Annotated in this window: 19 protein-coding genes; 8 read left to right on the forward strand and 11 right to left on the reverse strand. The window is 72.3% G+C overall.

The window, feature by feature from the left end; genetic code table 11:
- Positions 1–8: 8 nt before the first annotated feature.
- The 4 genes from CYJ76_RS02705 to CYJ76_RS02720 form a co-directional block, all read right to left on the reverse strand.
- Positions 9–641: a hypothetical protein gene (locus CYJ76_RS02705; RefSeq protein WP_101849181.1), complete on the reverse strand. Its 633-nt coding sequence runs from the start codon at positions 639–641 to the stop codon at positions 9–11.
- 98 nt (positions 642–739) lie between these two features.
- Complete coding sequence (locus CYJ76_RS02710) at positions 740–1,393, reverse strand: hypothetical protein (protein ID WP_070705594.1); 654 nt, start codon at positions 1,391–1,393, stop codon at positions 740–742.
- 220 nt (positions 1,394–1,613) lie between these two features.
- Positions 1,614–3,473 (reverse strand): acyl-CoA dehydrogenase, encoded by a 1,860-nt coding sequence (locus tag CYJ76_RS02715; protein ID WP_070705593.1) that lies wholly within the window; start codon positions 3,471–3,473, stop codon positions 1,614–1,616.
- A gap of 251 nt (positions 3,474–3,724) precedes the next feature.
- Positions 3,725–3,994 carry a hypothetical protein gene (locus CYJ76_RS02720; RefSeq protein WP_101849182.1) on the reverse strand — a complete coding sequence of 90 codons (270 nt, stop codon included), beginning with the start codon at positions 3,992–3,994 and terminating at the stop codon, positions 3,725–3,727.
- 136 nt (positions 3,995–4,130) lie between these two features.
- On the opposite strand from CYJ76_RS02720, the gene bioB reads away from it, so the two are divergent.
- Together bioB and bsaP are read left to right on the forward strand one after the other, a co-directional pair.
- On the forward strand, positions 4,131–5,168 hold the full coding sequence (gene bioB / locus CYJ76_RS02725; protein ID WP_101849183.1) for a biotin synthase BioB: 1,038 nt from the start codon (positions 4,131–4,133) through the stop codon (positions 5,166–5,168).
- A 25-nt stretch (positions 5,169–5,193) separates the two neighbouring features.
- A complete protein-coding gene (gene bsaP, locus CYJ76_RS13285; protein ID WP_083323651.1) occupies positions 5,194–5,436 on the forward strand; it encodes a biotin synthase auxiliary protein BsaP in 243 nt (80 codons plus the stop codon).
- Positions 5,437–5,512: 76 nt separating this feature from the next.
- Here the strand turns inward: bsaP and CYJ76_RS02735 are convergent, their stop codons facing one another.
- The 5 genes from CYJ76_RS02735 to arsB form a co-directional block, all read right to left on the reverse strand.
- On the reverse strand, positions 5,513–7,114 hold the full coding sequence (locus CYJ76_RS02735) for an HNH endonuclease signature motif containing protein (protein ID WP_238138122.1): 1,602 nt from the start codon (positions 7,112–7,114) through the stop codon (positions 5,513–5,515).
- A gap of 134 nt (positions 7,115–7,248) precedes the next feature.
- On the reverse strand, positions 7,249–8,031 hold the full coding sequence (locus CYJ76_RS02740; protein ID WP_180802183.1) for a class I SAM-dependent methyltransferase: 783 nt from the start codon (positions 8,029–8,031) through the stop codon (positions 7,249–7,251).
- Positions 8,028–9,158 (reverse strand): ArsO family NAD(P)H-dependent flavin-containing monooxygenase, encoded by a 1,131-nt coding sequence (locus CYJ76_RS02745; protein ID WP_101849185.1) that lies wholly within the window; start codon positions 9,156–9,158, stop codon positions 8,028–8,030. The genes CYJ76_RS02740 and CYJ76_RS02745 overlap by 4 nt, the downstream gene beginning before the upstream one ends.
- 7 nt (positions 9,159–9,165) lie before the next feature.
- Positions 9,166–10,062 carry an arsenate reductase/protein-tyrosine-phosphatase family protein gene (locus CYJ76_RS13145; protein WP_101849186.1) on the reverse strand — a complete coding sequence of 299 codons (897 nt, stop codon included), beginning with the start codon at positions 10,060–10,062 and terminating at the stop codon, positions 9,166–9,168.
- Positions 10,062–11,171: an ACR3 family arsenite efflux transporter gene (gene arsB, locus CYJ76_RS02755; RefSeq protein ID WP_101849187.1), complete on the reverse strand. Its 1,110-nt coding sequence runs from the start codon at positions 11,169–11,171 to the stop codon at positions 10,062–10,064. Before arsB ends, CYJ76_RS13145 begins: the two co-directional genes overlap by 1 nt.
- Before the next feature lie 145 nt (positions 11,172–11,316).
- Between arsB and CYJ76_RS02760 the strand changes: the two genes are divergently transcribed.
- A complete protein-coding gene (locus CYJ76_RS02760) occupies positions 11,317–11,631 on the forward strand; it encodes an ArsR/SmtB family transcription factor (protein WP_070705586.1) in 315 nt (104 codons plus the stop codon).
- A gap of 65 nt (positions 11,632–11,696) precedes the next feature.
- Here the strand turns inward: CYJ76_RS02760 and CYJ76_RS02765 are convergent, their stop codons facing one another.
- Together CYJ76_RS02765 and CYJ76_RS02770 are read right to left on the reverse strand one after the other, a co-directional pair.
- A complete protein-coding gene (locus CYJ76_RS02765; RefSeq protein WP_070705585.1) occupies positions 11,697–12,413 on the reverse strand; it encodes an arsenate-mycothiol transferase ArsC in 717 nt (238 codons plus the stop codon).
- Positions 12,414–12,527: 114 nt separating this feature from the next.
- On the reverse strand, positions 12,528–13,685 hold the full coding sequence (locus tag CYJ76_RS02770) for an oxidoreductase (protein ID WP_070705584.1): 1,158 nt from the start codon (positions 13,683–13,685) through the stop codon (positions 12,528–12,530).
- 204 nt (positions 13,686–13,889) lie between these two features.
- Between CYJ76_RS02770 and CYJ76_RS12360 the strand changes: the two genes are divergently transcribed.
- The 5 genes from CYJ76_RS12360 (at position 13,890) to CYJ76_RS02790 (ending at position 18,374) form a co-directional block, all read left to right on the forward strand.
- Complete coding sequence (locus CYJ76_RS12360; RefSeq protein ID WP_180802184.1) at positions 13,890–14,060, forward strand: hypothetical protein; 171 nt, start codon at positions 13,890–13,892, stop codon at positions 14,058–14,060.
- Positions 14,061–14,073: 13 nt separating this feature from the next.
- On the forward strand, positions 14,074–14,829 hold the full coding sequence (locus tag CYJ76_RS02775; RefSeq protein ID WP_101849188.1) for an ABC transporter ATP-binding protein: 756 nt from the start codon (positions 14,074–14,076) through the stop codon (positions 14,827–14,829).
- Complete coding sequence (locus CYJ76_RS02780; RefSeq protein WP_070705581.1) at positions 14,826–16,061, forward strand: hypothetical protein; 1,236 nt, start codon at positions 14,826–14,828, stop codon at positions 16,059–16,061. Before CYJ76_RS02775 ends, CYJ76_RS02780 begins: the two co-directional genes overlap by 4 nt.
- A complete protein-coding gene (locus CYJ76_RS02785) occupies positions 16,058–16,729 on the forward strand; it encodes a hypothetical protein (RefSeq protein WP_141494201.1) in 672 nt (223 codons plus the stop codon). Before CYJ76_RS02780 ends, CYJ76_RS02785 begins: the two co-directional genes overlap by 4 nt.
- A 106-nt stretch (positions 16,730–16,835) precedes the next feature.
- A complete protein-coding gene (locus CYJ76_RS02790; protein ID WP_070705579.1) occupies positions 16,836–18,374 on the forward strand; it encodes an ABC transporter substrate-binding protein in 1,539 nt (512 codons plus the stop codon).
- The last annotated feature ends 51 nt before the right edge of the window (positions 18,375–18,425 follow it).

Genomic DNA, 18,425 nt, shown 5'->3' on the forward strand with positions numbered 1-18,425 from the left:
CTCGGGCGTCAGTCCTCGATCGTCGAGACCTGCTCGTTGACGACCTTCGCGAGGTCGTCCTCGGAGACGCCGGTGGCGGTGGCGTAGACGACGTTGTCGCCGGCCGTGCGGCCGCCCATCCAGATCTCCTGCGTCTGGCCACCGGCCTCGGAGCGGACGCGGACGCCCCGCACGTCGTCGTTCTCGAACTCCTCGAAGGACGTGGTCAGGTCCACCCCGCCGCCGGAGCTCTTGACCTCCTTGCACTCCCCGAGGGCGCGGGTGATCTCGATGAGCTTCTCCGGCTCCTTGCTCGTGCCGGAGACCTGCAGGTCCACGCTCTTGTCCTTGCCGTCCTCGAAGCGGGCGGAGGCCGAGCTGGAGAGGTACTCCTCGGGCTTCACGGCGCTGAAGTCCTCGAGGGCCTTGTGGCACGTTTCGTCGGTGTCCGGGAGGGTGGAGGGGTCGAAGTCGGTGGCCTTCTGCACGCCGGTGGTCACCTCGCCACGGGTGAAGCCGTCGAGGGGGAAGTCGTCCTGGCTGAGCAGGGCCTTCTCGGCGGCGGCGTCGTCGAGGGCGTCGGGGCCGCCACCGCAGGCGGCGACGGCGGGCACGGTGAGCAGGGCGGTCAGCACGGCGGCGGGGCGGCGCAGGGAGGTCATGCCGCGAGTGTGGCAGAGCCGCGTGCACGCCGAGGGGGCGGTCCGCACCGTGTGTGGACCGCCCCCTCGCGGTGGTCAGGGCCGGGTGGCCCCGAGGCTCACTTGTCCTCGATGGCCTTGGCCTGCGCGTCGGCCACCTTGAGCACGTCGTCCTTGCTGACGTCGCTGCCGAAGACACCGACGAAGTTCTCGCCGACGAGGCGACCGCCCATGGTCGTCTCCTTCTTCTGGCCCATGGCGTCGACGGTGATCTGGGTGCCCTTGAAGTCGTCCTGGTCCACCTCATCGAAGCCGATCTTCACGGACAGACCCCCCTCGGACTTCTCGATGTCGTCGCAGTGCGCACCCAGGGTGGCGAACGCGTCCTGCAGCTTCTTGCCGTCGTCCTTCACACCAGCGGCGATGACGGAGACGTTGGACTGGCCCTTGGTGAAGTCCACCGAGGCGCCCTGGTCGATGTGGTCCGAGGCCTTGAGGCCGTCCAGATCGTCGAGGGCCTTCTGGCACTCCTCGCTGATCTCGCCCAGCTGCTTGAGGCCATTCTCCATCTCGGAGACGTCCATGGCCTCGTCCTTGGCCTCGCCGTCCTCGACGGTGCCGCGCTTGTAGCCGTCCAGCGGGAAGTTGTCCTCGGTGAGCAGCACCTCCTTGGCCTCGTCGTTGCTCAGCGGGTCGGTGCCACCGCAGGCGGTGAGGGTGCCGACCGCGACGAGGCCGGAGGTCAGCAGGGCGAGGGTGCGGGTGGTACGCATGGTGCTCTCCTTCTGATGGCGCGGCGCGGGTGGCGGCACGGGGTGTGCGGCACCGGGACGACGCGGTGGGGGTGGGATCGACCTCACGCTAGGCGGCCGTCCCGGCGGGGGCCGTCACTCCGTGGGTGGAGGGAGGGAGCCCGACCACCGGTCGTGGTCGGGCTCCCGGTGCGGTCCCGGAGGGCGCGGTCACCCTCCGGGTGGTCTCGGCCGCCCGGGCTCAGAAGGCGCTCTCGGGGAGCTCCATGAGGTCCAGGCCGGTCGCCTCGGCCGCCCGACGGTCCGCCCCGATGCGCGGGAGCACCTCGGTGGCGAAGAAGCGCGCGGCGGCCACCTTGCCGGTGTAGAAGTCCCGGTCCTCGCCGGCGGCGCCCGCGGCCAGCTTCTCGGAGGCCACCTGGGCCTGGCGCAGCAGCAGCCAGCCGATCACTACGTCGCCGGCGGCCATGAGCAGGCGGGTGGACTGCAGGCCCACCTTGTAGAGCTCCTGCGGGTCGGACTGGGCGGCCTGGGCCCACCCGGTGAGCAGCCCGAGCAGCTGCTGCAGCTCCGCCAGGGCCTTGCCGAGTTGCTCGCGGGCACCGGCGAGCTCCTCGGCCCCGCCGGCCTGCAGGAAGGCCTGCACCTCACCGGCCACCGCGCCGAGGGCCTCGCCGCGGTCGCGCAGGATCTTGCGGAAGAAGAAGTCCTGGGCCTGGATGGCCGTGGTGCCCTCGTAGAGGGTGTCGATCTTGGCGTCGCGGACGTACTGCTCCAGCGGGTAGTCCTGCAGGAAGCCCGAACCGCCGAAGGTCTGCAGCGACTCGGTGCCCAGCAGCACCCACGCCCGCTCGGAGCCGACGCCCTTCACCAGCGGCAGCAGCAGGTCGTTGATGCGGTCGGCCATCGCCGCCTCGGACCCGGCCTCGGGCTCGGCGCCGGGGTTCTGGGCGCGCCACGCGTGGGCGGTGTCCTGGAAGGTGGCGGTGTACTGCACCAGGGCGCGCAGGCCCTCGGCGTAGGCCTTCTGCAGCATGAGGCTGCGGCGCACGTCCGGGTGGTGAGTGATGGTCACGCGCGGGGCGGCCTTGTCGCCCATCTGCAGCATGTCGGCGCCCTGCACGCGGCTCCTGGCGTACTCGAGCGCGTTGAGGTAGCCGGTGGAGAGGGTGGCGATGGCCTTGGTGCCCACCATCATGCGGGCGTACTCGATGACCTGGAACATCTGCGCGATGCCGTCGTGCACCTCGCCGAGCAGCGTGCCGACGGCAGGAACGTCGGGGTCCTCGCCGAAGCGCAGCTCGCACGTGGTGGAGACCTTGAGGCCCATCTTGTGCTCGATGTTGGTGACGAACGCGCCGTTGCGCTCACCCATCTGGCCGGACTCCAGGTCGACGTGGAACTTCGGCACGATGAACAGGCTGAGGCCCTTGGTGCCGGGGCCGGCGCCCTCGGGGCGGGCGAGCACGAAGTGCACGTTGTTCTCGTAGAAGTCGGCGTCACCGTTGGTGATGAACCGCTTCACGCCGGTGAGGTGCCAGGTGCCGTCGGGCTGCTGCACGGCCTTGGTGGTGCCGGCGCCCACGTCGGACCCGGCATCGGGCTCGGTGAGCACCATCGTGGCGCCCCACTGGCGGTCGATCATGAGCTGGGCGAGCTTCTTCTGCTGCTCGGTGCCGTTGCGGAAGAGGATGTTGGCGAAGCTGAAGCCGGCCGAGAACATGTACGCGGCCGGGTTGGCGCCGAGCACCATCTCGGCGATGGCCCAGTTGAGGCTGGGGGTGGCCAGGGTGCCACCGAGCTCGGGCTCCAAGTTGAGGCGCCAGAACTCTGCGTCGGCCCACGCCCGGTAGGACTTCGTGAACGCCTCGGGCATGGTCGCGGAGTGGGTCTGCGGGTCGAACACCGGCGGGTTGCGGTCCGCCTCGGCGAACGAGGCGGCGATCTCGTTCTCCGCCAGGCGGGCCACCTCGGACAGCACTTCCCGGGCGGTGTCGGCGTCGACCTCCTCGAAGACGCCCTGACCGAGCACCTCCTGGCGGTTGAACACCTCGAAGAGGTTGAACTCCAGGTCGCGGACGTTGGACTTGTAGTGGCTCATCGGTGCCTGCTCCTCGTCGAGGGTGGGGTCGTGCCGGGCGGAGGCAAGTACCCGGTGCGCTGTGTCACACATGATGCCCGGCCCCGGCACTGTGTGCAACACCGTGCACCGGATACTGCGGAGGGGTGGAACCGTTGTGGCCAGCGGGGGCGGGTCAGCGTGCACCGCCTCTGTCCGCGCGCCCGGGGTCAGCGTGCGCCACCCGTGCCCCTGCCTCCGGGGCAGCGTGCACCGCCTGTCCCTGCCTCCGGTCACCGGCGCTGTGTGCTGGCTCCTGCAGGTGCCTCCCGGCGGGCCCAGCCGACCAGGGCGAGCACCAGGCCCGCCAGGAGCAGGGCCGGCGAGGCGAGCATCGCCGTGAGCTCGGCCGTGGTCATCCCGGGGGCGTCCGGGCCACCCTGCTCCATGGCGTCGATGGCAGCCATGTCCGTGGAGAACCACACGCACAGGAACAGGGCGAGGCCCAGGGTCAGCAGGCCGACTCCGATCGGGAGCAGGCGCGGCGTGAGACGGGTGGTCATACGAGGTTCTCCTCGGTGCTGGTGCTGGTGCTGGTGCGGTCACGACTCTCGGTGCAACCAGCCTCGCACACGAGGATTGCCGAGACACCCGGCCCCGGGTGCCGGCCGCTGCGTGCCGTGGGTCACACTGGTCCGTATGACGGACGCCACCACCCTGACCGCTGCCCGCCCCGCCGACTCCGGGGACATCCTCGCCGTCGCCCGTGAGCAGGTGCTCGAGCGCGGCGTGGGCCTCGACGCCGACCAGGTGGAGCAGGTGCTCAACCTCCCCGACGAGCGCGTGGAGGAGCTGCTGGCCCTGGCCCACGAGGTGCGGGTGCGTCACAACGGTGAGGGCGTCGAGGTCGAGGGCATCGTCTCGCTGAAGACCGGCGGGTGCCCGGAGGACTGTCACTTCTGCAGCCAGTCCGGGCAGTTCACCTCCCCGGTGCGCGCGGTGTGGCTCAACGTCAAGGAGCTCATCAAGGCCGCCCGGGAGACCAAGGAGACCGGGGCCAGCGAGTTCTGCATCGTGGCCGCCGTGCGCGGTCCGGACGAGCGCCTCATGGACCAGCTGCGCAACGCCATCGCCGCCATCAAGGCCGAGGTGGACATCGACATCGCGGTCTCGGTGGGCATGCTCACCCAGGAGCAGGTGGACCAGATGGTGGAGATGGGCGTCCACCGCTACAACCACAACCTCGAGACGGCGCGCTCCTACTTCGACCAGGTGGTCACCACCCACACCTACGACGAGCGCCTCGAGACCTGCGCCATGGTCATCGAGTCCGGCATGGAGTTGTGCTGCGGCGCCCTGGTGGGCATGGGCGAGTCCGTCCGCCAGCGCGCCGAGCTCGCCGCCGAGCTGGGGGCCCTGGAGCCGCACGAGGTGCCGCTGAACTTCCTCAACCCGCGCCCCGGCACGCCGTTCGGCGACCTGGAGCCGATGGGGGCCCAGGACGCGCTGCGCACCATCGCCGCCTTCCGCCTGGCCCTGCCGCGCACCATCCTGCGCTTTGCCGGCGGCCGTGAGATCACCCTCGGGGAGCTCGGGACCCGCCAGGGCCTCACCGGCGGCATCAACGCGATCATCGTGGGCAACTACCTCACGACGCTGGGTCGCGACCCGCAGCAGGACCTCGACCTGCTGGCCGAGCTGAAGATGCCCATCCAGGCGCTCAGCAAGACCATCTGACGTGGCGGCTGAGGGTCCGAGGGTCGTGGCCGGCGGTGGGAGGGGTGCCGACGCCGGCGCCGCCACCCCTGACGCCCACGCCGTCCATCCCACGTACTGCGGACACTGCGGCGAGCCGCTCGCGGATGCCGGGCACGACACCTGCACCCGGCGCCTCGAGCTGGAGCCGCCCCGGTACTGCCCTGCCTGCCGTCGGCGCATGGTGGTGCAGGTGACGCCACGCGGGTGGACGGCGTCCTGCTCCCGCCACGGGGTCACCACGGCCTGAGCGGCCCGAGTGTCCTGGGCAGCATGAGCGACCTGACCGACCCGTGTGGGTCGACGGCAGGGCGGGCGGTGTCCACTCATTGGTCCGCCCTCCTGCTCCGCCCGCCCCGCCGGTGGAAACGCAGGACCCCGCGGCCCTCGCCGTCGCAGGTGATCGTGTGGGTGAGCGAGGGGTCCTCGAGCCGCCGATGGTGCCGGCCGCACAGGGGGAGGGCGTTGACCAGGTCCGTGGCCCCGCCCGGGGGGCCGCCCCGGGCCGACCCGGACCCCCAGGGGTCCACGTGATGGACCTCGCACCAGGCGAACGGTCGATCGCAGTTCTCCTCGGCGCACTCGGTGTAGCGCAGGGCGAGGGCCCGGCGTTGCGTCTCGGTGAACAACCGGGTCCGTCGCCCGAGGTCGAGGGGGACGGAGTCGCCGCCGAGGACCACCGGGACGATGCCCGCGCCGGCAGCCAGTCGGCGCACCTCGCCGGCAGACACCTCGACCCCCGTGTCGGTGAGGCCGGCTCGGTCGGTCTCACCGCGCAGGGTCTCCAGGGTGGTGGTCACCAGCACCGTGACGTTGGTCCGACCGCCCAACTCGTGGGTGGGCAGGTGGTCGATCAGCTCGCAGAGGGCCTTGCCCTTCTCGTGGGCCCAGTCGACCTGCCGGTCCTTCCACGAGAGGTGCTCCCTCCCGGTTGCCTCTGGCCCCGCAGTCTCGACTGGGGTCCTGTCCGTCGCGTCCTTGCGCGCCAGTCGCCGCGGTGCCACGAGCGCATCGAGCACCTTGCCGAGCATGTGGCCCTGGAGCGCGGGGAGGGTGAACCGCCCGTGGACGGTGCCGTCGCCGTTGTCGCGCATCCAGAAGGACGCGGCCTCCCACGCCTTCTGCTCCTGAGTGCGCACGCGCTCGTCCTGGTGGCTGTCCACCACGGCCTCCGGCACGCCCAGCTCTCCCAGGACGCGGCGAGCCGCCCGGCGCAACGAACGAGGAGTCAGTCGCTCGGCCTTGCGGACGAGCACCTCCTCGGCCCGGAGTCGTAGTGCGGGGTCCACGTCTGCGGGGAGGGCGTCGAGCTCCTGCAGGACCACCATCGCGTGCTCCTGGGAGAGCAGCCCCGCATCGAGCGCGCGTGCCAACGGACGCGGTCCCGGCGCGGTGGGCGGCCCCGGTTCAGGGGTCGAGGGACTTCCCGCCTCGTCCGACGTGGTCCCCGGAGACGGGGGAGGGCCCACGGGCTCCGCGAGTGCCTCGGCCAGTACCGCGTCGCGCCGCGTCCCGCCAGAGGTGCGGGCGTTCTTTGCCGCCGCGAACTGTGCGTCGTCGTCGTGCACGGCCCGCCCGGCCCGGCGCGCGGTGGCCAGCACCGAGTGGGAGCGTACGCGGACCTGCTGGCCCCGGTCCCCGAAGCGCGTGGCGGTCCGGGTCAACCACTCGAGCTCCGAGGGGCTGACGGGCAGGTCCTCCTCGGAGCCGGCCGCGGTCAGCGCGGCCAGCAGTCGGTCCACGGCCTGGTCCGCGGCGGCGAACGCCTCGGTCACCTCGTGCCAGGCGCCGGCGCTGCCCGGCGGCTGCCCCGGCGCGATCGGGGCTGTGGTCGAGCCACCGTCGACCACGCGGGGTGGCGCACCCGCGTCCTGTGGGAACCGTTCCGGCATCGTCTTGGGCACGTACACCACCCCCTCGTGGCTCACCGAGGGTCGGACCCCCTGTCCGACCGGCTACCTCAAGAATAGTACATGTATTGCATCAAGTGCAACCCGTGCATCGAACATGTGAACGGTGTGATGCTGGGGCTGCCCGGCCAGCGGACCCTGTGGACATCCGCTCATCGGTGCTCACCCACCACCAGCACCGCCTCGTTCCAGAAGCGCAGCACGCCACCCTGCGCCCGGGCTCCCGCCCGAACCCTCCACGCCTCCCGCACCCGCACCCGGGTCGCCTGGTCCTGCGCCAGGAACCTGCGCCCGGGCCCGGCGATCCCCGCCTCGACACCCGCCCACAGGTCCGCCGGGGCCACCGCCCACTCCCACTCCACGGTCCGGGCCTCGCGCACCGTCAGCCCGGCCTCCCGACACAGGCCGGCCAGGCCCTGCGGGGTCCGCGGGAAGTCCACCTCCTCGGGCAGTCGCTCCGGCGCCACCTCCCGTGCGCCCGCTGCGGAGAAGACCTCGCCCACCAGCCCACCCCACCCGGCGCCTCCTGCCGGCCACACCGTCATCGCCACGCGTCCGCCCGGCGCCAGCACGCGCGCCATCTCGCGCACCCCGTCGACCGGGTGGCCGAGGTGGTTCACGACGAAGTTCGCCACCACCCCGCTCTGGCTCCCGCTCGCCACCGTGAGGCGCGGGAGCCCGCCGACCTCCACCCGTCCGGGTGCCACGCGCGCGGCGCAGGCCACCATCGCGGGTGAGGGGTCGACCCCCGCCACGTCCCACCCTCGGTCGAGCGCCCGTCCCAGCAGCCCGCCCGGACCGCACCCGACGTCCAGGACCCGCCCGGCGGGCAGCGCGTCCAGCAGCAGGTCGTGCACCCCGGCACACAGCGCCCCGAACGACCGTCGGTACGCCTCGACCGCGCCCCACGCACCGTCCGACCCCGCCCCGCTCACCGCAGCACCTCCTCGATCTCCCGCGCCGCCGCGCGTGCGGGCCGCCCCACTCCGATGAGCGTCGCCGACGCCGGCCCCGTCCAGTCTCCGTAGCCCATGAGGTGCAGCCGCGGCTCCCCGGCGGCCCGCGTCATCGACCCCGGTGCCACCGCCACGTGCCCGCGCTCACCGCGCACCCCCAGCGGTCGCAGGTGGGCCAGCGCCGGTCGGTACCCCGTGCACCACAGCACGGCGTCCACCGGCAGCTCCTCGCCCGGCGCCACGGGCGGGCTGTTCCACGTGGAACCGGCCGCCTCCGCCGCCTCCTCGCCCCACACCACGCCCGATGCGGTGAGCCGCGCCACCATCGGCACGGCACCCAAGCGCCCCTCGGCCAGGGCCGCGCGCACCTCCGGCACCTGCACGATGTCGCCGAGCGTCCCCACCCCGCCGTCGTCCGGACGGCCGGCATCGAGGGCGGCCCGCCGTGCTGTGGCCACGTCGAAGAGCACCCGTCCGTCCACCTCGGGCGGCATGAAGCGTGGCGGACGCTGCGTCGCCCACACCACCTCGCGCGATGCCGCGAGCTCCGCCGCCAGCTGCGCCCCGGTGTTGCCTCCACCCACCACGAGCACCCGCCCGCCCGGCACCGACTCCGGCCCCCGGTACTGCGCCGAGTGCAGCTGTGCGCCTGCGAACTCCCGCAGGCCCGGCACGCTCGGCCAGAACGGCCGCGACCACGTGCCGGTGGCGCTCACCACGGCCCGCCCCCACCAGGCCGATCTCTCGCCCTCGCGTCGCCCCTCGACCACCAGTCGCTCGCCCTCGCGCCGCACGGCATCGACCCGCACGGGCCGCTGGACGGGCACCTCGTAGCGCTCCTCGTACGCCGTCAGGTAGTCGGCCACGTGCTGCCGCGAGGGGAACGCTCCCTCACCGGTCCACCGCGGCATGAGCCACCCGGGCAGCGACGAGTGCTGCGGCGGGCTGAACGCGTGCAGGCTCGGCCACATCCGCGCCCACGCGCCACCCGGCCCGTCGGCGTCGTCGAGCACCACGTGCCCGATGCCGGCGCGCCGCAGCCAGTAGCTCGTGGCCAGTCCGGCCTGCCCGCCGCCGATGACGACGACGTCCGCCTCCGCGTCCACCGGTGCCTCAGCGCAGCTCGTCCGCCAGCGCCTGCACCCGGCCGTCGATCTCGTCGCGCAGGGCCGCCATGCGCTCGGCGCCCTGGAGTCCGCGCTCAGACGGCTCCTCGGTGCTCCACCGGCGCACGTCACCGGGCAGGTGCCCCTCCAGCTCCGCCGGCAGCTGCGCGTTGTCGCCCACCAGCACGATGACGTCGCTCGCCGCCGCCAGCTCCGGCGTCAGCTGCTTGGGGTGCTCCCCGGCCAGCGAGGCGCCCACCAGGCCCAGCGACTCCGCCGACTCCCCGTTGACGCCCTTCTCCCACGGCGCGGCGGCCACGCCGGCACTGAGCACCTGCACGCCGGGCACGACCAGACGCCGCATGAGCCCGGCGGCCATCTGCGACTTGCCCCGGTTGCTCGAGCACACGAAGGTCACCACGCGCTCCTGCGGCCGCGGCCACGCCATCGGCTCCACGCCGAGGGAGCGCAGCAGCTCCTCCACACGCCGCCGGATCTCGTCGCGCACCGGACGGACCTCCTCGACGGGGCGCCCAGCCGGGTCGTCCAGCGCCCAGTCCTCGCGACGCACCCCGGGCACGTACGGGCACTCGTCGCCGCAGCCCATGGTGACCACCACGTCGGAGGCCTCCATGTCCTCGCGGCTGAGCACGCGCGGGGCCACGGCGCCCACATCGATGCCGACCTCCGCCATCGCCTCCACGGCGGCCGGGTTCACGGCCTCGGCCGGCTGGGAGCCCGAGGAGCGCACCTCGACGCGGTCGCCGCCCAGCGCGCGCGTCCACGCGGCGGCCATCTGCGAGCGGCCGGCGTTGTGGACGCAGACGTACATGACGGCGGGGCGGTCGCCCGGTCCGCGGCCAGTCGTCGACGGAGTGGGGGGCACGGCATCGGAGGTGGTCATCAGCGGGCTCCTGCGGTGGTCGACGAGGCGGACGGTGCGGTGAACAGGCGGCGGCGCAGCCAGAGGGAGACGTAGACCAGCCCCACGAGCACCGGCACCTCGATGAGCGGCCCGACCACACCGGCCAGGGCCTCACCGGAGGTGAGTCCGAAGGTGGCGATCGCGACGGCGATGGCGAGCTCAAAGTTGTTGCCCGCGGCGGTGAACGCCAGCGTCGTGGTGCGCTCGTACCCCATCCCCAGCGCCCGGCCCAGGGCGTACGAACCGCCCCACATGAGGACGAAGTAGGCCAGCAGCGGCAGCGCGATGCGGGCGACGTCCAGCGGGCGCGAGGTGATCTGTTCACCCTGCAGGGCGAAGAGCACGACGATGGTGAAGAGCAGCCCGTACAGCGCCCACGGGCCGATGGCCGGCAGGAAGCGGTTCTCGTAGCGCTCGCGGCCCATCCGGCGCTCCCCGAGGTGGCGGGTGAGGAAGCCGGCCACCAGCGGGATGCCCAGGAAGATCAGCACGCTCTTGGCGATCTGCCACATCGAGACGTCCAGCCCGGTGGTGTCCAGGCCGAGCCAGCCGGGCAGGACGGCCAGGTAGAACCAGCCGAGCAGGCCGAACATGACCACCTGGAAGACCGAGTTGATCGCCACCAGGACGGCGGCGGCCTCGCGGTCACCACAGGCGAGGTCGTTCCAGATGATGACCATCGCGATGCAGCGGGCCAGACCGACGATGATCAGGCCCGTGCGGTACTCGGGCAGGTCGGGCAGGAAGATCCACGCCAGGGCGAACATCAGCGCCGGGCCCAGCACCCAGTTGAGCAGCAGGGAGCTGCCCAGCATGCGCCGGTCGGCGGTCACCGTGTCGAGGCGGTCGTAGCGGACCTTCGCCAGGACCGGGTACATCATCACCAGCAGGCCGATGGCGATGGGCAGCGAGATGCCGTCCACCTGCACGGTGTTGAGCGCCTCGCCCACCCCGGGCACGATGCGGCCCAGCAGCAGCCCGGCCACCATCGCCGCGCCGATCCACAGCGGCAGGTAGCGGTCCAGGGTGGAGAGGCGCTCGGTGACCTGGGCCTCGGCGGCATCCGGTGGGGTCTGGGTGGTGGTCACCGGGGGTCCTCTCGGTGGGCGGTCGGGGGGGAGGGCGTCGGCGGGGATCGTGCAGGGGTGGACACGGGACGCGCCACGACGTGAGGGGAATGACGCGCCCGTGCATCGACAGCTGTCGATGGAGGAATCGTGACACAATGCATCGATGGACGTCAATGTGTGCTGTGGTGGGCTCCCGGTGGCGATCTCGGACGCGGAGGCCGAGCACACGGCATCGGTCATGAAGGCGCTCGGGCACCCGGCGCGGGTGCGGCTGGTGGCCGCCATCCGCGCGGCCGACGGCGGCGAGGCCTGCGTGTGCGACCTGCAGGAGGTGGTCGACCTGGCGCAGCCGACGGTCAGCCACCACCTCAAGGTGCTGGTCGATGCGGGGCTGCTCACGCGCGAGAAGCGGGGGCAGTGGGCCTGGTACGCACTCGACCAGCAGGCGTGGGCGGCCGTGGGGGAGCTCTTCGCCTGAGTCGCGGCGCGAGTGAGCCCGGCGGGTGCGACGAGGCACCGGCCGGGCTCACCCCATCAGGTCCGTCAGGCGGGCTGGGCCTCGCGGGCCGGGGTGGTCTGGGTGCGGCTGCCCTGCTTGGCGGCCTGGTAGGCGGCGGCCTCCTCGGCCGAGAGGACGGAACCCTCGCCCAGGAGGGACTCGATCAGCGCGTCCACGCGGACCTTGAGCTCGTCGCGGGTGGCGCGCACGGACTCGACGTCGTCCTCGTCCAGGGTGATGTGCCAGTCCACGTGCTGCTTGGCGGTGAAGTCCTCGCCCAGGTCGGGGCTGGCGATGCTCACCACCACGTCGGCGGCGTGGAGCACGTCGCGGTTCACGGCGCGGGGGTACAGGGTGGTGGTGTCGATGCCGTGCTCCTGCATCACCTGGATCACGGCGGGGGCGATCTCCTTGGCGCGGCGGACCCCGCCGGAGAGCACGTGGATGCGGCCGCCGGAGTACTTGTCCGTCATCACGGCGGCCATCTGGGTGGCGCTGGCGTTGCGAGGGCTGACGAACATCACCACCGGGTGCCCCGTGACCGTGGCGCCGCGGGCGTGGGCCAGGGCCTGGAGGTTCTCCTTGGCGTAGCGCTCGGCCAGCACCGGGATGTGGTCGCGGACCCTGGCGGTGGCCTCCATGTCCTCGCGGACGGCGTGCAGCTCGCGGGCCACCTCGTCGCGGGTGAACACGGCGTCGAACTCGCTGGCCAGTCGCTCCACCGCGTGCTCGTACTGCTGGGCGGTGCCGATGATGGTCATGGGTGCCTCCTGCGTGCGGCGGGGCATCCCGTGCCTCCGCCCCGGTAATTCACCCGATGTTAACCCAGTATTCACTTTCGGGGAAGGGTTTCGGCGCCCGGCGAGTTGGGCGGCTCAGGCCAGCCGGTCCACCCGGGCCCGCTCGTACTGCCCGATGGCCACCGGCTGCGCCCCCAGCTCCGATGCGGCGCGCATCCACCAGTGCGGGTCCGCCAGAGCCGCCCGCGCGAGGAGCACCGCATCGGCCTGCTCCTGCCCGACGATCGTCTCGGCCTGGTGCGGCGAGCTGATCTCACCCACTGCCCCCACCGGTACCTCGAACCCGGCCTCCCGCAACGCCTCCCGCACGGCCGTCGCGAAGCGCACCTGGTAGCCCGGCCCGGAGACGATCTTCGGCGCCGGCAGGTTGCCACCGCTGGAGACGTCCACGAAGTCGACCCCCAGTTCCGCCGCGGCCACCACGAACCGCTGCAGCGAGGCCACGTCGCCCTCGACGTCCTCCCAGTCGGTCGCGGAGATGCGCAGCAGCACCGGCATCGATGCGGGGACGCGCCCGCGCACCTCGCGCACCACCTCGAGGCCGAACCGGTGACGGCCCGCCTCGTCGCCGCCCCAGGCGTCGGTGCGCGTGTTCACCAACGGCGAGATGAACTGGTGCACCAGGTACCCGTGGGCGCCGTGGATCTCGACCGCGTCGAAGCCGGCCGCCACAGCGCGCTCGGCCGCGTCGCCGAACGCGGTCACGGTGGCGCGGACCTCCGCATCGGTCAGCGCGCGGGGCGCATCGAGGTCGCCGAAGGCCTCGTCGGTGGGGGCGACCGTCTGCCACCCGGAGGTCTCGATGCTGTGCGCGTAGCCCTGCGCGTCGGCCCCCACCGGCACCGACCCGCTGCGGCCGTCGGTGCCGAACGGGCGCCAGGTCGAGGCCTTGCGCCCGGCGTGCGCGAGCTGCACCGCGGTGGTCACGCCCGTGCCCAGGCCGTGCACGAAGTCGTTCACGCGGCGCCAGCCGGCCACCTGCTCGTCGTTCCAGATCCCCGCATCGTGGGGGGAGATCCGGCCCTCGGGGGTGACGGCCGCTGCCTCGGTCACGATCATCGAGGCTCCACCGGTGGCGAAGGCACCCAGGTGCACCAGGTGCCAGTCGTTGGGCACGCCGGGCGCGGTCACGGGGTCGCAGGAGTACTGGCACATCGCGGCCACCCACGCCCGGTGGCGGACCTCCAGGTCGCGCAGCGTCATGGGCTCGAACAGGGCGATGGGGCGGGGCATGGGTCCTCCGATGTGGTGGGGCGGGCGTCCGGGGCGTGAACGCACCCTTGTGGCCCGCAATTCCTCAGTCCGCGTGAACCTCGTCTGCCCTCGACCAGTTCAGTTGGGTAAAGGTTTGCCCAAGATCTCCCCTGGGTATGGACATCGTGTGTGTGTGGAATTCGTGAGTCGGCACATGCCGGCACTTCACACACTGGAGGAATCGTGAACAAGAAGTGGACGGGGTTGATGGTCGCGGCGGCGACGATCTGTGCCACCCCGATGATCGCTCAGGCCGCGGGCACGACGGACGGAAGCGGGTGCAAGATCTACGCAGCCACGCCGGGGTACGGTGCCACCGGGGCATCCGTGGCCTCGGACCGATTCACGTTCTGACGAGAGGAACGACGTGCAGCTGCAGGCGGCAGGGCTCACCAAGCGGTACGGCACCAGGACCGCGCTCGATGCGGTCGACCTCACCCTCGAGCCCGGCGTGTTCGGTCTGCTGGGGCCGAACGGAGCGGGCAAGAGCACGCTGATGTCGATCCTCGCCACGCACGTCGCACCGACCGCCGGTTCGCTGGCCATCGGGGACCATCGCGTCTTCGAGGGCCAGCGGCCCGGCCCGGGTCTGGAGGGGGCCCGCCGCCTCATCGGCTACCTGCCGCAGAAGTTCACGATCATGGGTTTCTCCAGTGTCCGCCGCAACGTGGAGGTCGCGGCGTGGGCGCAGGGGGTCGATGCGGCGGAGGTGCCCGCCGCCGCAGACCGCGCCCTGGCGCGGGTGGGCCTGTCGGACCGGGCCACCTCCCGCGCACGCTCCCTGTCCGGCGGCATGCGCCAGCGCCTCGGCATCGCGTGTGCCTTGGCCCATGACCCGCAGGTGGTGCTCTTGGACGAGCCCACCGCAGCTCTGGACCCGGTCCAGCGCGCTGGGTTGCGCGACGACCTGGCTGAGCTGGGACGCGATCGCATCGTGGTCGTGACCACCCACATCGTCGAGGACATCGCGCACATCGCCCAGCGTGCTGTCGTGATGGGCCACGGCAGCTTCCGGTTCGACGGCACCGTGGCGGATCTGGCTGATCTCGGCGGGGGCGATGTCGTGTCTCCCCTCGAGGCGGGCTACCGCGCCGTCCTGGCCGACCCGGTGCCCGCCGCATGAGGCGCCTGTCCGCCGCCCACCACCCGCTGTCGCTCGCGGTGCTGGCGTTGCTCGTGGCGCTCTCCTTCGCCGTGGAGGCACCCCGTGACTGGCCCCCGGCTGACTGGGGGCGCCTTCCCTTGACCGTCCGGGACTACTCGGTCTGGGCGGCGGTGCTCGGTGCGGTGTGGGGGGCGGTGACGGGTTTGCGGCACGGTCCCGGCAGCGTCGCCCCCGGGCGGTCGACCGGCCGCAGCATCCCCAGTCTCTTGGCCGGTGAGGTGGGTTCGCTGGTCGTCGCGTTGTGGGCGGGGGGCGTGATTGGACTGGTGCCGTTGACCATCACCCTCGCCCGGGGAGCGCCCGGATCGCTCGGCTTCGGGGACGCTCTGGCGACCGTCGCCGGCATCGCACTGCTGGCCCTGTGGCCGATCCTCGGGATGGCCCTCGGCACCCTGCTGGGCCGATGGGGTGTGCTCCTGGCCCCGCTCGTGACCCTCGCCCTGCTCTTCCTGCCGGCGCAGGTGCGAGGCACCCCCTTGGCCAGCATCACGCCGTGGTGGGGCAATGGTTTCCCCGCGCCCGGGTGGGAGATGGCCTGGCCTGCGACGCTCTCGAGACTGGCTGTGCTGGCGCTGGTGGCCGGGGCGCTGCTGCTGCTGGCCGCTTGGCGTTTGGCCACCCCACGAGGAGCCCGTCAACTGCCGGCCAGTGCCCTGGCGGCGGGGGCGGGTGCGGTCGCACTGGCGGCCGTCTCGGTGGGGCTTCGACCCGACATCGTCACCGCCAGCGGTGAGGCGGTGTGCCTCGAGCGGCAGCACGTCACCCTCTGCTCGGCCCCCGAGGAGCAGCAGCTCGTGGCCGCGGCGAGCGGCAGCATCGACGCGATGGTGGGCGCGACCGGAGCGGGTCCGATGACGCTGGCCACCGAGGCGGCGGCATCCCACCAACCCACCGACCTCCCCTTGCGGGGCCTCGGGCAACGGGACCGGTCCTCCGCGGTGGGCACGGTGACGCGCGGCGTGGCATCACAGCTTGCGGGCAGCAGCTCCTGCGGGCCGGGGGTCGCCCAGGGGAACATGGAGGCCTCGACGGACCTGGCCGAGGAGATCCGCCGTCGCGCTGCCTCCCCCGGGCCGGCGGAGAAGGGGACAGGTGCGTCCGCCCTGTCGGTCGAGGAGTTCCGCGCTTGGTACGCCGAGCACCGGAGCGAGATCAAGTCCTGCCGCCTGGGCCCCGAGGCCCTCCGGTGAGCCCCTGGCGAATGTGGCTGTCGGGCCGTTCGGCGGGTGCCGCGGGCGCGGCGGTCGCGCTGGCACTGGTGGCGATGTCCATCAGCTGGGGACAGGCCGTCCACGTGGACCTCGTCCACCCACGCATGGTGCGCTTCTGGGAGGTGCTCGCAGTGCTCACCGCAGTGGCCACGGCCGCGGCGTGGGCTCCGGCCCACCGGCTGTGGGAGGTCACCGGGCACCCACGGCTGAGGGGGTGGGCCCTCGTTCCGTGCCTGGTTGTGGCCCTGGTGGCCGTGGCCGTCCCCCGGCTCGCGAAGGTGCTCGCAGGGTGGTGGCCGGAGTCCGTGCGAGATGCCGTCAGCCAGGCCCCTGGCCAAGCGGTCCACCTCATCGTCTACCCGGGTGTCGTCGAGCAGTCCGTGGGCGCTGGGCTCACGGCGGCCGGGATCGCGCTGGCCTGCATCGGTCTGCTGGGGCGCTGGGTGGGCTCCGTCCTCGCGGTGGCCCTCGCCGCCGCGCTGGTGGTGTGCCAGGCACTGGTGGGGGACGTGGGACTGCCGTGGGCGGTCGATGCCAGCACGCCGCACCCCGCATCGATGCCCGCGGCCTGGGGTGTGTGGGCGGCGGGTACGGCGGTGTGGGTCTGGCGCACCACGCGGCCCACCCTCGTCGGGTTGGACGCCTGAACCACCACCCCCGGGCGCCGGGAACTGGCCAAGAGGGCCCCCGACGGCGCAGACTGTGCGCCGTCCGAGGGTGGCAAGGGTGCCGCCCCGCGATCTGGGAGTCACCGTGAACCGTTCCACCCGCCGCGCCGCAGCCCTCGCCGGGGCTGCACTGCTCGTCCTCACTGCCTGCAGCGCCGGGAGCTCCACCGACCCCGACGGCTCCGGCACCTCCGGCTCCGAGGGGGCCAGCGGGCCCTCCGACGAGACCGTCACCCTCGGCCTGGTGGCCGAGCCCGCCACGTTGGACTTCCGCACCGGTGACGGTGCCGCGATCCCGCAGCTGCTGCTCGGCAACGTCTACGAGACCCTCGTGACCGTCGACCCCGAGTCCGGCGAGATCGTCGATGCGCTCGCGGAGTCGCACGAGGTGTCCGACGACCGCCTCACCTACACCTTCACCCTGCCGACCGACCGCACCTTCTCCGACGGCAGCGAGCTCACCGCGCAGGACGTGGTCTCCAGCATCGAGGCCGTGCAGGGCACGGCCTGGACCAGCTCGCTGAAGTCCCAGATGGACGTCGTCGAGTCCGCCGAGGCCACCGACGACCACACCGTCGAGGTCACCCTGTCCGAGCCCAGCAACAGCTGGCTGTACGCCATGACCACCCGCGTCGGCGCCGTCTTCCCCAGCGAGACCGATGCGGAGCTGGCCACCAATCCGGTCGGCTCCGGCCCGTACGACGTCACCGACTGGAAGCGCGGTGACCGCATCACCCTGGAGCGCCGCGAGGACTTCACGGGCGAGAAGCCGTACTTCGCCACGGCCGTCTTCCGGTACTTTAAGGACGGCACTGCGCTGAACAACGCGATGCTCACCGGCGACATCGACATCGAGACCACCGTGCAGGCTCCGGAGTCCCTCAGCCAGTTCGAGGGCAAGGACGACCTGCAGGTCATCGAGGGCACCACCAACGGCGAGGTCGTGCTCAGCTTCAACCACGGCAACGCCACCATGCAGTCCGAGCCGCTGCGCCAGGCGATCCGTCATGCCATCGACCACCAGGCGCTGCTGGACACCTGCTGGGCGGGCAAGGGCGAGCTGATCGGCTCCATGGTGCCGCCCACCGACCCCTGGTACACCGACCGCACCGGCGACTTCCCCCACGACCTGGAGAAGGCCAAGGACCTGGTGGAGGAGGCCGGCGTCGACCGCCCCCTGCGCCTGCGCGTGCCAACCCTGCCGTACGCCACCGAGTGCGGGCAGGTGGTGAAGTCGCAGCTGGAGGAGGCCGGTCTGCGGGTGCAGCTCGACCAGCTCGAGTTCCCCGCATCGTGGCTGGAGCAGGTGTACTCGAGCGCCGACTACGACCTGTCCATCGTCGCCCACGTGGAGCCGCGCGACCTCGGCAACGTGTTCGGCAACCCCGAGTACTACCTGCGCTACGAGAACCCCGAGCTGACCAAGGCCCTGCAGGCCGCGGACGCCGGCACGCAGGAGGAGCAGACCGAGCAGATGAGGAAGGCGGCCGAGATCATCAGCACCGACGCGGCGGCGGACTTCCTCTTCCTCCTGCCGAACCTGGTGGTGGCCGACGCCGACATCCAGGGCATCCCCACCAACGCCGTCACCGAGGGGTTCGACCTCACCGCCCTGCGCCGATGAGGTGAGCGTCCTCCGGCGCGCGTCACCCCATCAGGAACTGCGGTTCCGGCC

It is taken from the genome of Kytococcus schroeteri (assembly GCF_002847825.1).
Lineage (GTDB): Bacteria > Actinomycetota > Actinomycetes > Actinomycetales > Dermatophilaceae > Kytococcus > Kytococcus schroeteri.